Source organism: Alcanivorax hongdengensis A-11-3 (genome assembly GCF_000300995.1).
Lineage (GTDB): Bacteria > Pseudomonadota > Gammaproteobacteria > Pseudomonadales > Alcanivoracaceae > Alcanivorax > Alcanivorax hongdengensis.
Genome location: NZ_AMRJ01000002.1, coordinates 143,223 through 155,993, shown reverse-complemented (window position 1 = coordinate 155,993; position 12,771 = coordinate 143,223). Strand labels below are relative to the sequence as shown.

General features: G+C 62.9%; 12 protein-coding genes. 7 read left to right on the top strand and 5 right to left on the bottom strand.

What is annotated here, in order from left to right; genetic code table 11:
• Window position 1 precedes the first annotated feature (1 nt).
• Both A11A3_RS02325 and A11A3_RS02320 read left to right on the top strand, forming a co-directional pair.
• Window positions 2–856 (top strand): hypothetical protein, encoded by an 855-nt coding sequence (locus A11A3_RS02325; protein ID WP_008927654.1) that lies wholly within the window; start codon window positions 2–4, stop codon window positions 854–856.
• Window positions 853–2,784, top strand: a complete 1,932-nt coding sequence (locus A11A3_RS02320) for an ATP-binding protein (RefSeq protein WP_008927653.1) — start codon at window positions 853–855, stop codon at window positions 2,782–2,784. The genes A11A3_RS02325 and A11A3_RS02320 overlap by 4 nt, the downstream gene beginning before the upstream one ends.
• Here the strand turns inward: A11A3_RS02320 and xseA are convergent.
• Window positions 2,732–4,087: an exodeoxyribonuclease VII large subunit gene (xseA, locus tag A11A3_RS02315; RefSeq protein WP_008927652.1), complete on the bottom strand. Its 1,356-nt coding sequence runs from the start codon at window positions 4,085–4,087 to the stop codon at window positions 2,732–2,734. The genes A11A3_RS02320 and xseA overlap by 53 nt on opposite strands.
• A 209-nt stretch (window positions 4,088–4,296) precedes the next feature.
• On the opposite strand from xseA, the gene guaB reads away from it, so the two are divergent.
• The 3 genes from guaB (at window position 4,297) to A11A3_RS02300 (ending at window position 8,060) form a co-directional block, all read left to right on the top strand.
• Window positions 4,297–5,766: an IMP dehydrogenase gene (gene guaB / locus A11A3_RS02310; protein WP_008927651.1), complete on the top strand. Its 1,470-nt coding sequence runs from the start codon at window positions 4,297–4,299 to the stop codon at window positions 5,764–5,766.
• Between the two features lie 219 nt (window positions 5,767–5,985).
• Entirely contained in the window at window positions 5,986–7,557 is a 1,572-nt protein-coding gene (gene guaA, locus A11A3_RS02305; protein ID WP_008927650.1) for a glutamine-hydrolyzing GMP synthase, read from the top strand.
• A gap of 206 nt (window positions 7,558–7,763) precedes the next feature.
• Window positions 7,764–8,060: a YciI family protein gene (locus A11A3_RS02300; protein ID WP_008927649.1), complete on the top strand. Its 297-nt coding sequence runs from the start codon at window positions 7,764–7,766 to the stop codon at window positions 8,058–8,060.
• A gap of 43 nt (window positions 8,061–8,103) precedes the next feature.
• Here the strand turns inward: A11A3_RS02300 and A11A3_RS02295 are convergent, their stop codons facing one another.
• From A11A3_RS02295 to A11A3_RS02285, 3 genes are all read right to left on the bottom strand, one after another.
• Window positions 8,104–8,883: a crotonase/enoyl-CoA hydratase family protein gene (locus A11A3_RS02295; RefSeq protein ID WP_008927648.1), complete on the bottom strand. Its 780-nt coding sequence runs from the start codon at window positions 8,881–8,883 to the stop codon at window positions 8,104–8,106.
• A 51-nt stretch (window positions 8,884–8,934) separates the two neighbouring features.
• On the bottom strand, window positions 8,935–9,663 hold the full coding sequence (locus tag A11A3_RS02290; protein ID WP_008927647.1) for a DUF1223 domain-containing protein: 729 nt from the start codon (window positions 9,661–9,663) through the stop codon (window positions 8,935–8,937).
• A gap of 66 nt (window positions 9,664–9,729) precedes the next feature.
• A complete protein-coding gene (locus A11A3_RS02285; protein ID WP_008927646.1) occupies window positions 9,730–10,365 on the bottom strand; it encodes an NAD(P)-dependent oxidoreductase in 636 nt (211 codons plus the stop codon).
• Between the two features lie 106 nt (window positions 10,366–10,471).
• Between A11A3_RS02285 and A11A3_RS02280 the strand changes: the two genes are divergently transcribed.
• Window positions 10,472–11,380: a LysR family transcriptional regulator gene (locus A11A3_RS02280; protein WP_008927645.1), complete on the top strand. Its 909-nt coding sequence runs from the start codon at window positions 10,472–10,474 to the stop codon at window positions 11,378–11,380.
• Window positions 11,377–11,715 (top strand): thioredoxin family protein, encoded by a 339-nt coding sequence (locus A11A3_RS02275; RefSeq protein ID WP_008927644.1) that lies wholly within the window; start codon window positions 11,377–11,379, stop codon window positions 11,713–11,715. Before A11A3_RS02280 ends, A11A3_RS02275 begins: the two co-directional genes overlap by 4 nt.
• On the opposite strand, the gene A11A3_RS02270 is transcribed toward A11A3_RS02275, so the two are convergent.
• On the bottom strand, window positions 11,701–12,717 hold the full coding sequence (locus tag A11A3_RS02270; RefSeq protein WP_008927643.1) for a synaptic vesicle VAT-1 family membrane protein: 1,017 nt from the start codon (window positions 12,715–12,717) through the stop codon (window positions 11,701–11,703). The genes A11A3_RS02275 and A11A3_RS02270 overlap by 15 nt on opposite strands.
• Between the last annotated feature and the right edge of the window lie 54 nt (window positions 12,718–12,771).

Here is a 12,771-nt window from a genome sequence, read left to right as displayed (position 1 = left end):
CATGAGCGCTGCGCGCCTGCCCCTGCGGTTTCTGTTTCTCGGCTGCCTGCTGTGCAGCGCCCTGGCCGTGGCCGAACCCTTGCCGGTGGGCGTGATGGGCGATGACAACACTTTCCGGCGAGGCTTCGAGTCCGCCTTGCAGGAATCGTCCGGTCCCTGGGTCCTGGTGAGCGTGGATCAGGCCCAGGCCCTGGTGGCCATCGGGGATGCCGCTTTCGAGCGGGCCCTGAAAACCAAACTGCCGGTGCTGGGGGTATATATCAGCCGGCCGCTGGCCAATCGCTGGCAGGAGGCGGGCTGCCAGTGCAGTGCCATCTGGGCCGGCGTCTCTCTGGATGACCAGCTGGCGGTGATTCGCACCATGATGCCGCTGGCTCGCAAGGTGGGCGTGGTGGTCAGCCCCAACAGTGCCTGGCGCGAGGCCGAACTGGCGGTGGTGCCCGGTAGCGTGACCCTGAAGGCCCTGCCGGCGGATACGCCGGCCCACCTGGGGGACGTGTTGCGCGACAATCTCAATGAGCTGGATGCGGTGCTGTTGCCGGTGGACGACCAGTTGCTGGATGCCGGGGCGGCCAAGCTGGTATTGCTGACCAGTTATCGCCGACGCCGCCCGGTATTCGGGCCGGACCTGGCCTTCGTCAACGCCGGCAGCGTGGCCAGCGCCTACGCCAGCGGGGCAGACCTTGTGGCTGCCACCCGTCAGCAATTGCAGCATTTTGCCGCGGCCGGGCGCTGGCTACCCAGTGCTTTCGTGCACTCACCGTCGTTGAGCGTCAACGAGCATGTAGCCGGCAGCTTTGATCTGCGCTACCGGGACAGCTACTCCCTGGAGCAGGCGCTGGGAGGCAAACCATGACCGGCGGCAAGGGGATTCGTCAGCAACTGCAGATACTGGGGGTGGTGCCGGCACTGATCATGCTCGGGCTGCTGCTGGTGGCTCTGACCTGGCAGCGCTTCGAGGATGCCGACCGTGACCTGCATGAGCTCGGCAGCTTCCTGGCCCAGCAGATCGCCTCGGCCTCGGAGTACGGGGTGCTGGCGGGCAACTATACCGATCTGCGCCGCCAGGCCCGGCTGGCCATGCAGCAGGCGGACCTGCGCTATGTGGAATTCCGGGATGAAAACGGCCAGGTGCTGCTCTATGAGGGGCGCAATGGTCACAGTGAAGCCGCGGATGAAGGCGATACCGAGGTGCTGGAGTTTCATTCCGGTATCTATCGCCAGCCGGCGGTCGTGGAGGACGTGGCGGATTCCAGTGTCGGCAACCAGGAAGAGCCTGATCGCATCGGCGAGGTGGTGCTGGGTATGTCCAGCACCCGGCTGCTGGCCCGGCAGAAAGAGATCATCCTGGCCAGCCTGATTCCCGCGCTGCTATCCGTGGTGCTGGGGCTGTGGATTGCCCATTACCTGGCCGGGCAGATTTCCGCTCCCCTCAGCTCCCTGTCGCGGCTGGTGCGCATATTGCGCGGCGGGGATTTCCATGTTCGGGGGAGTCGCCCGCTGGCCGGGGAAATGGCCGAGTTGCAGGATGACATCAACGAGCTGGCCAGTACCCTGGAGAGCAGCCGGCGTGACCAGCAGAATGCCCTGCGTGAGCTGCGCGAGGCACACAGTCAGGCACAGAGTGCCAGCCAGGCGAAGAGCGAGTTCCTGGCCATGATGAGCCACGAACTGCGCACCCCCATGAATGGTGTGCTGGGCATGTTGCAGTTGCTGGAGACCACCGAGCTGAACAGCGAGCAGCAGGAATATGCGCTGGCGGCGCTGGAGTCCACCGGGCATCTGCTGGATGTGATCAACGACATTCTCGATTTCTCGCGCATCGAAGCCGGGCGTATGGACATGGACCCGGTTTTCTTCGCGCCGTTGTCCCTGCTCAACAACTGCGTCAGCACCTTCCGCTACCTGGCGGAAAACAAGGGCCTGTATCTGCGTCTGGAAGGCGAGCAGGCCCTGCAGGGGCTGGTGGTGCGCACCGACCCGACGCGGCTGCGCCAGATTCTCAGCAACCTGATTTCCAATGCCGTGAAATTTACCCAGCAGGGCGGTATTACCCTGCAAGTCACTGCCGAGCCCCAGAGTAACCAGCGTCTGTCCCTGCAGATCGAGGTGCGCGATACCGGTATCGGCATCGCCGAGGACAAGCAGGCCCGACTGTTCGAGGCCTTTTCGCAGCTGGATTCGTCCACCTCACGCCGTTATGGCGGCACCGGCCTGGGCCTGGCCATTGCCCGGCGCCTGGCGGATATGCTCGGCGGCACCCTGACCCTTAGCAGCGAACCGGGGCAGGGCAGCACCTTCCAGCTGTCCCTGTATCTGCCGTTCCGTCAGGATGCCGGTGAGCGGGGCCGGGAGTTGGCCACAGAAGAAAGCGGCGAAACCGCCCTGCAGGGCCGGGTGCTGCTGGTGGAGGATAACCCGGTCAATTGCCTGGTGGCCAAACGCATGCTGGAGCAGCTGGGGCTGACGGTGGTGGTGGCCCATGATGGTGAGGAAGCCCTCACCATCGCCCGTGAGCAGCACATCGACTGTATTCTCATGGACGTGCAGATGCCGGTCATGGACGGGCTGGAAGCGACCCGGGAACTGCGTCGCTGGGAACGCATGCATGGCAAGCCGTCGGTGCCGATCGTGGCGCTTACCGCCAATGCCATGAGTGACGAACGTGACCGCTGCCTGGCCGCGGGCATGAATGGCCATTTGACCAAGCCCTTCCGCCGTCAGGGCCTGATCAGGGTTCTGGATCCTTATCTGCGGGCTGCACCGTCTCCACCCGGGCGCTAAAGCGGCCGTCCGGCAGGCGGGTGGTGACCGTGTCGCCGGCTTGCAGCTGCGCCACCGAGCGTACCGCCTGCTCCTCCACGAAAGTAATGCTGTAACCGCGTGCCAGGGTTTCCATGGGGCTGGCGGTATGCAGGCGCTTGGCCAGGCCGGCCAGGCGGAGCTGGCGTTGCTCCAGCTGTCGCTGCACCGGTGGAGCAAGTCGTTGCTGCAATTGTTGCCACTGGCGGTGGCGTTCTACCAGCAGGCGCTGGGGGGATAGCCGGCTGAGGCGCTGTACCGTGGGCCGCAGGCGGCTGTCCAGCAGCGCCAGCCGATGCTGCATTAGCCGTTGCAGGCGTGCGTTCAGTTCATCAAGGCGCTGGCTGCTCTGTTCCAGGTGCTGGCGCGGCGAGCGCAACCGCTGCTGCAGGTGGCGCAGTCGGGTGGCCGGTTGTTGCAGCTGCTGCTGCATGACCCAGCGCAGGCGGCGTTGCAGGGTGCCATGGCGGTGGCTGACCACACTCAGATCCGGGCTCACCAGTTCCGCCGCTGCGGATGGCGTCGGCGCGCGCACATCGGCGGCAAAATCGGTCAGGCCGGTGTCGATTTCATGGCCCACCGCCGAGACGATGGGGATCGGGCAGGCCGCCACGGCCCGGGCCAGAGCTTCGTCGTTGAAGGCCCACAGGTCCTCCAGTGAACCGCCACCGCGGCCGATGATCAGCACATCACACTCATTGCGGGCAATGGCGGTATCCAGCGCCTGGCGAAGCTGGCCGGGGGCGTCGCCGCCCTGCACGGCCGCCGGGTAGATCAGTACCGGAATGGACGGGCAGCGTCGCCGCAGCACCTGCAGAATATCGCGGATGGCGGCGCCGCTGGGCGAGGTGATGACACCGATCTGACGCGGCCAGGCCGGCAACGGCTGTTTGCGCTCCTGGGCAAACAGGCCTTCGGCCTGCAACTGGGCCTTGAGGGCCTCAAACTGGGCCTTGAGCGCGCCCTGGCCCGCGGGTTCCATGTGCTCGACGACGATCTGGAAGTTGCCGCGGGGAACGTAGAGGGTGACCTTGGCGCGCACCAGCACCTGTTGGCCGTTCTGTGGCGAGAAATCCAGCAACCTGTTGCGATTTCGAAACATGGCCCCATTAATCTGGGCACGATTGTCCTTCAGGCTGAAGTACCAGTGGCCGGAGGCCGGCCGGGAGAAATTGGACAGCTCGCCCTCCAGCCAGATCAGCGGGAAAGAGCCTTCCAGCAGACCCTGGGCTTCCAGGTTCAATTGACTGATGGACAGGGGTTCGGCGCGGGATGAAAAGGTCATCGCGGGAGGGTAACCAGTTTTGTGCCCGCTCGCCAGCGCCAAGATTGTGCGTTTCCCCCTGGATGGCGTATAATTGCCCGCTTAATTTCCGGGGGTGGCCAGCAGGTCGCCTTAACCGGCGGCACCCGGTCCTCCTCCTTAACTCCGGGTGCGCCCGCCAGATCCAAAACCGGGTCGGCCGGGCTCTCCCTCACTTCCTACGGTGCAATATGCTCAGAATTGTGCAAGAAGCATTGACGTTCGACGACGTTCTGCTTGTGCCCGCCCATTCCAATGTGCTGCCCAAGGACGTGTCACTGAAGACCCAGCTGACGCGGGACATTTCCCTGAATATTCCCCTGGTGTCCGCAGCCATGGACACCGTGACCGAGCACCGCCTGGCGATCACCATGGCACAGGAAGGGGGTGTCGGTATCCTCCATAAAAGCATGGATACCGAGGACCAGGCGCGCAATGTGCGCATGGTCAAGAAATTCGAATCCGGTGTGGTGAAGGATCCCATCACCATCAACCCGGAAGCCACCGTGGCCGAGCTGCTGCGTCTCACCGAAGCCAACAATATTTCCGGCGTGCCGGTGGTGGAAGGTGACAAGGTGGTGGGCATCGTCACCAGCCGTGACACCCGCTTCATCACCAACTACGACCAGCTGGTGCGTGACATCATGACCGGCAAGGACCGGCTGGTGACCGTGCAGGAAGGGGCCAGCGCCGACCAGGTTCAGGCTCTGCTGCACAAGCATCGCATCGAGAAGGTGCTGGTGGTGAACGACAGCGGCGCCCTGCGCGGCATGATCACCGTCAAGGACATCGAGAAAGCGGCCAAGTATCCCAACGCCTGCAAGGATTCCCAGGGCCGCCTGCGCGTTGGCGCCGCCGTGGGTACCGGTGAAGGCACTGACGAGCGCGTTACCGCCCTGGTGGAAGCCGGGGTTGACGTGATCGTGGTGGACACCGCCCATGGCCATTCCCAGGGCGTGATCGACCGGGTGGCCTGGGTGAAGAAACACTTCCCCGAGGTTCAGGTGGTCGGTGGCAACATTGCCACGGCCCAGGCGGCCAAGGATCTGGTTGCCGCCGGCGCGGATGCCGTCAAGGTCGGTATTGGCCCGGGGTCCATCTGCACCACCCGTATCGTTGCCGGTATCGGTGTGCCGCAGATTTCCGCCATTTCCGATGTGGCCGCAGCCCTCAAGGGCACCGGTGTGCCGTTGATTGCCGATGGTGGCATCCGCTTCTCCGGTGACATAGCCAAGGCCGTTGCCGCCGGCGCCAGCGCCATCATGATCGGCTCTCTGCTGGCCGGTACCGAGGAGGCGCCGGGCGAAGTGGAGCTGTTCCAGGGGGGGTATTACAAGGCCTACCGTGGCATGGGCTCGCTGGGCGCCATGTCCGGCAAGACCGGCTCCTCCGACCGTTATTTCCAGGATGCTGCCGCCGGCATCGAGAAGCTGGTACCGGAGGGCATCGAGGGCCGGGTGCCCTACAAGGGCCCCATGAGCGCCATCGTTCACCAGCTGATGGGTGGCCTGCGTGCCTCCATGGGCTACACCGGTTGCGCCACCATCGAGGAAATGCGCACCAAGCCGGAATTCGTGAAGGTCTCCGCCGCCGGGATGAAGGAATCCCACGTGCATGATGTGACCATCACCAAAGAGGCACCGAATTACCCGGTGGGGTGATTCGTTTTCACCACAGAGGGCACAGATTTCACAGAGTAAAAAGCCTTTTTCTCTGAGCATCTGATGCCCCTGTTGTGTGAGGCGTGATTGCTTTTACCGGATGCTGAAAATTCGCCTATTTGCTCCTCTCGGTACGGTTTGCCGGGGATGGTTTTCCTCAGTGAACTCTGTGCCCTCTGTGGTAAATATTTTTTGGGTCAATAACCCGGGACATCTCCCATGCAAGACATCCATGCCCAGCGCATTCTGATTCTGGACTTCGGTTCCCAGTACACCCAGCTGATCGCCCGCCGGGTGCGTGAGATCGGTGTCTACTGCGAGATCCGTGCCTTCGACATGAGCGCCGCGGAAATCAGCGAGTTTGCTCCCAGGGGCATCATCCTGTCCGGGGGCCCGGAATCGGTAACCGCCGCAGAAACCCCCCGCGCTCCCCAGGCAGTGTTCGATGCCGGCGTGCCGGTGCTGGGGATCTGCTACGGCATGCAGACCATGGCCGAGCAGCTGGGCGGCAAGGTGGTGGCCGGCGAGAAGCATGAATTCGGTTACGCCCGGGTGGAAAAAGCGGAAAACAATGCGCTGCTTGACGGCATTGTCGACCATGAAGAGCAGGGCAAGGAATTCCTGGATGTATGGATGAGTCACGGTGACCGGGTCGGCGAAATGCCCGCCGGGTTCCAGACTATCGCCACCACCGGCAGCTGCCCGATTGCCGGCATGGCCAATGAACAAAAGCGTTTCTACGGCATCCAGTTCCACCCGGAAGTCACTCACACCCTGCAGGGCGGTCGTCTGCTGGAACGCTTCGTGCGTGAGCTGTGTGACTGCGAGGCCCTGTGGACGCCCAGCAACATCATTAACGACGCCATCGAGACCATCCGCAATCAGGTCGGCAGTGACGAGGTGATTCTCGGCCTGTCCGGTGGTGTGGATTCCTCCGTGGTGGCGGCACTGCTGCACAAGGCCATTGGTGATCAGCTTACCTGTGTGTTCGTGGATAATGGTCTGCTGCGCCACCAGGAAGGCGACCAGGTGATGGAAATGTTCGCCGACAACATGGGCGTGCGCGTTATCCGTGTGGACGCGGAAGACACCTTCCTGGGCAAGCTGGCCGGTGAAGCGGACCCGGAGAAAAAGCGCAAGATTATCGGCAATACCTTTATCGATATTTTCGACGACCAGGCCGGCAAGCTGAAAAATGCCAACTGGCTGGCCCAGGGCACCATCTACCCGGACGTGATCGAATCCGCTGCCAGCAAGACCGGCAAGGCCCATGTGATCAAGAGCCACCACAATGTGGGCGGCCTGCCGGAAGACATGAAGCTCAAGCTGGTGGAGCCGCTGCGCGAGTTGTTCAAGGACGAAGTGCGCAAGATCGGCCTGGAGCTGGGCCTGCCCTACGACATGGTCTATCGCCACCCGTTCCCGGGCCCGGGTCTGGGCGTGCGTATCCTCGGTGAAGTGAAAAAGGAATACGCCGATATCCTGCGTCTGGCCGACAATATCTTCATCGAAGAGCTCAAGGCCGCCGGCCTCTACCACAAGACCAGCCAGGCGTTTGCCGTGTTCCTGCCGGTCAAGTCCGTCGGCGTGGTCGGTGATGCCCGTCGCTACGAATACGTGGTGGCCCTGCGCGCCGTGGAAACCATTGACTTCATGACCGCCCGTTGGGCACACCTGCCCTACGAATTCCTGGAGCTGGTTTCCAGCCGCATCATCAACGAGATCCCGGGCATCAGCCGGGTGACCTACGACATCTCGTCCAAACCGCCGGCCACCATCGAGTGGGAATAACGGATGCCGTGATCTGAAAAAAGCCACTTCCCCGGAAGTGGTTTTTTTTGCGCTGGGGGGCCGGGTCATTATAGTAAAAGCCATCCCTGATGATTGAGGGAGCCGCAGGGCGTCAATCAACCTTGCCGGTATCAAGGCATCTATGCGTTGTCGCAGTGAAACCTGCCATACATTCTGGCTGGGTGAAGTGTGAACAGGAGTAACCCATGTTTGTTGTGACACTAACCTACAAAGTCCCACTCACTACGGTTGACCAGTATCTTGAGGCTCATTTGGCCTATCTGGATCGTGGCTATGCGGCAGGGCATTTCATCGTTTCAGGGCGTAAAGTACCGAGAACCGGCGGTGTGATTCTGGCACGGGCGGATAGCCGCAATGACTTGTTGAGCTTGCTCGAACAGGACCCGTTTCATCAGGCAGGTATTGCCGATTTCGATATTGTTGAATTTGTGCCAAGCAAAACGGCTGAGGGACTGGAAGCGCTGCACGAGAGCGCACTCTAGCAGGCCGCAGCCTGCTAGCCCAACGCCTTGAACCTGTTGCGGATTATTCTTCGAACTGACCGTGACGGCCGGCCCCCTGACTAAAGCGTCGGGCTCCCTGGATGGCCTCCTCAAAGACCACCGGATAACCGCCGGCGCCCTCGTGGCGCAGGGCGTCGGCCATGGATTGATCCCATTGCTGATAGGCGGACTGCCGGTCGGCGCGCAGGCATTGCTGCGGGAAGTCGGCGATCTGCCTGGCCAGATCCCTGGCGGCTGACAGTGCCTGGCCATCGTCCACGACCCGGTTCGCCAGCCCCATCTGCAATGCCTCATCCGCGGCGACAGGGCGGCCGGTAAGGATCATGTCCATGGCCCGGCTGTGGCCGATCAGACGAGGCAGGCGCACGGTGCCGCCGTCAATCAGTGGTACCCCCCAGCGTCGGCAGAAGACCCCGAAGACCGCGGAGCGCTCGGCCACGCGCAGGTCACACAGCAGCGCAAGTTCCAGGCCGCCGGCCACGGCATAGCCACTGACGGCGGCAATCACCGGTTTGTTGAGGGTCATGCGCGAGGGGCCCATGGGGCCCGGGCCCGTGCCCTGCGGTTCGATCTGGTTGCGTTTTTCCGGGTCGGCAATGGCAGCCAGGTCGGCGCCGGCGCAGAAGTTGCCGCCGGCGCCGGTGAGGATGGCCACATGCAGGTCGTCATCTTTTTCAAACTGTTCGAAGGCGTGGCGCAGGGCATCGGCGGTGGGCCGGTCCACCGCGTTGCGCTTGTCCGGCCGGTTGAGGGTAATGATGAAAAGCGACCCGTCACGTTCGGTGATTACCTGGTCATTCATGGGCGGTCTCTGGTTGGCGTTTCCCCTATTGTTATCAATCCGCTGCCAGTATCAATGGTCCGGCAGATAACCCCCGGTGGCCTGAATTGGTATCGGCGAGTCCGTCGGGCTCACCCACAGCACCAGCGCCGTGCGTTGTTGGTCCCGTTGAGGGACTGGGGGCAGGGTCAATGATGTTTCCCCGTCGAAGGGCAGGGCCTGGCTGTACAGTACAACGAAGTCATTGCGCAGGGTGCGACCGCCGTTTTCACCGCCGGCAACCGGGGTGCTCAGGCCGTTGCCCAGCCAGGCCAGATGCAACTGGCCGTGTGCCGGCAGTTCGCCGCTGAATTGCACCCGCAGATGGGCGGCGTTCAGGGTGGCCGACAGGGTGCCCACTGTCGGGTGTTGGAGCTGTGAACGCCATTGTGCCGGATGGCGGAAATAACCTCGCCATTCCCGACCCGCCACCACCCAGCCCGGTGTATAGACCGAACCGACAGCCGGGGTGCGCGCGTAATCGCGCTGACGCTGACTGAATGCCGGGCGAGCGTAAGGGTCCTGCCAGCCCAGGTAATCCCAGTAATCCACATGGAATGCCACGGGGATGAAGTCATGGAACAGGCCCGGCTCATCGGCCAGTCGCGATAGCAAGGCATCCGCCGGTGGGCAACTGCTGCACCCCTGGGAGGTATAAAGCTCTACCAGGGGCACCTGCTCGGGGCCGCTGCTGAATGTCAGCGTGTCGGCGCTTGCCAGTGCCGGCAGGCTGAGCAGTATCAGGATCGTCAGGGTTCGCATCAGGGGGCTCCGCAACGGTGATCCAGCGATGGGATTTTGATGCCGTGGCGAAGCCCCTGTTACAGGTCAGTAGGCGAGGGTGAAACGCTGCCGTGGGTGGGCCGGCTTTTCGGCTTCATCCAGCATGGCCACGGCAAAGTCCTGTACCGAGATGCGACTCTGGCCCTGATCGTCCACCAGCAGGTGGTCGCCTCCCAGGCGGAAATGACCGGTACGCTCGCCGGGGAAGATCGCCGCCGCCGGCGACAGCATGGTCCAGTTCAGCTCAGTCTCTTCGCGCAGCATCCGCAGAGCGTCCTGGGCGCCTCGGGCGGTGGCCTTGTAGGCCTCGGGAAACTCAGGGGTGTCGATCAGCAGGGTGTCGTCGCCCACAGACAGGGAGCCGGCGCCGCCGACCACCAGCAGGCGGGCACCGGCCGCCTTGCTGGCTTGGATAATGGCGCGCATGCCGCTGACATAGTAACCGTGGATGTCATTCTGTGCGTGGCCGCTAAAGGCACTGATGACCAGATCGAAGTCATTGAGCTGCCGGGCCAGGGTGGCACTGTCCTGTACGTCACTTTTTATCACGCTCAGCCGGTCCGTAGCCTGCAGTTTGTCCGGGTGGCTGACCAGGGCGGTAACCCGGTGACCGCGTTGCAGGGCTTCTTCGCGAAGGGCGCTGCCGATAAAACCGCTGGCGCCGATCAAGGCAATATTCATGGTGTGTCTCCTGGGTAGGGGATAATGATGGGGACAGTGTGCGCCGGGCTATTGCATTGATAAACTGGTCAATCAATAATTCATTGTTGCTGAAAAAGGAACAATGATGGCGCTTAACCCCAAGCTGGATCTCAATAGCCTGCCGTTATTCGTGGCGCTGGTAGAGGCGGGATCCTTTACGGCCGCTGCCGACCGACTGGGGGTCAACAAAAGCAAGGTCAGCCTGGCGATTCAGCGGCTGGAAAAAACCCTGGGACTGGCGTTGTTCACCCGTACCACCCGGCAGGTACAGCTGACGCCGGCAGGCGAGCGCTTTTATCAGGGCTGTCAGCCCTGGCTGCTGCAGATGCAGTCACTGGTTAGTGAAGTGGAGGCGGATCAGTCCAGCCTGCAGGGAACACTGCGCATCAGTGCGCCGGAGGATTATGCCGTACAGGTGATCACGCCGGCGGTGGTGGCGTTTTGTCATCAGCACCCGCAGCTGAACGTGGAGTTGCGCAGTGGTGACCGGGTGGCGGATATGGTCAGCGAAGGGGTGGATCTGGCCATTCGCCTGGGGTGGCTGAAGGATTCCAGTCTGCGCGCCACGCGGCTGGGGCATTTCGAGCAATGGCTGGTCGCTTCGCCTGATTACCTGCGCCGCCATGGCACGCCGGTGCACCCCGATGCGTTGAGTGACCATGACTGGGTGGCCTTTACGCCGCTGGTGGCGCCGCTGACCTGGCAGTTCCGGCGGGGCAAGGCGCAATGTCAGGTAAAAATGCATTCGCGCCTGAAGGCCAACACCACCGCCGTGACCCGGGCCATGTTGCAGGCAGGCACCGGACTGTCGGTGCTGGCCGATTCCATTGCACGGCCTGCGGTGGAAAACGGTACGCTGGTCAGGGTGCTACCTGATTGGCAGTTGCCGGAAGGGGGCATCCATGCGGTGTATCCGCCCGGTGACCATGTGCCGGCGCGGGTGCGTCGTTTTGTCGCCTTTCTCAAAGACCGGCTTGCCGGCCAGGAGTCATGATTGTGGGCTATGTAAAAACCTATCAGCCGGAAACCCTGACCCGGGAGCAACTGGATGCGCTGCCCGGTTTGCGGGTGGTGGAGTTCGGTACCAACTGGTGTGGCTACTGTCTGGCCGCCCAGCCGGATATCGCCCGTGCCTTTGAGTTGGCCGGCGCCGATGCCCTGGCGCATCTCAAGGTGGAAGATGGCCCGGGCCGGCCGCTGGGGCGCAGTTTCCGGGTCAAGCTCTGGCCCACACTGATTTTCATGCGCGAGGGTCAGGAGCTGGCGCGACTGGTTCGCCCGGGCAATGCGGATGTGATTGCCGAGCAGCTGTCGTTACTGCTGGATTAGCACCACCTTGCCCACGGTTTTGCCGCTACGCAGGCAATCCAGCGCCTGGTGGGCCTGCTCGAAGGCGAAGTGGTGCCCCACATGGGGCGGGCTGATTTGCACCTTTTCCAGTGCATCCAGCAGGCGTTGCAGGGTGTCCTGTTGCTCCCATAGCCAGATCAGGTTGAACGCCATCACCGAACGGTTGCTGCTGATCATGTCCATGACGTCATAGCGGGGCCGGCGCAGATAGCGCCACAGGGCGCGCAGATAATCCGGCCGCTGACCGGACGGGGTGAACTCGGCGGCGCCGAACACCACCAGACGGCCCATGGCATCTAGGGCATCAAAGCTGGCTTTCTGAATGTGTCCGCCAATGGCATCCAGCACCAGATCAAACTGCAGGGAATGACGGCGAAGCTGCGCGGCGAAATCCTTCTCGCGCACCAGTACCGCCTCGAACCCGGCCTGGTGCAGAAAATCCTGTTTGTCGATGTGGCTGACGGTGCCCACCGGGTGGGCGCCCAGAGCCTGACACAGTTTCATGGCCTGTAGCCCGACGCCGCCGGCGGCGCTGTGGATCAGTACCCGGTGGCCTGGTCGTACCTGACCAAGCTCGGTGAGGGCATACCAGGCGGTGAGTGTCTGGGCCAGGTAGGCGGCACCCTGTTCCATAGACCAGTGATCGGGCAGTATCCGCAGGTAGCCTTCGGGGCTGTCGATACGGGTGGTATAACCGCCAAAACGCGTCACGCCCATAACCCGGTCGCCGGGACGGTAATCAGCAACCCTGGCGCCGATGGCGTCCACCGTGCCGGCAAACTCCAGCCCCGGGGTGAAGGGGCCGGACGGGGTGGCCGAGTAGAGGCCGGTCAGGGCAAAGATGTCGGCAAAGTTGAGCCCCACCGCCTGCACGTGCACGCGAACCTGGTCTTCGGCCAACGGCCCCAGGGGTGTGTCATCCAGGATCAGGTTGGCGATGTTGCCGGCCTTGTGGATACGCCAGCGTTGTCGGGGGTCCATGGGCTGCCCTTGTTGGTCTGGGCCTACAGTGTAGCGAGTGTCTTTTCTTTTGCC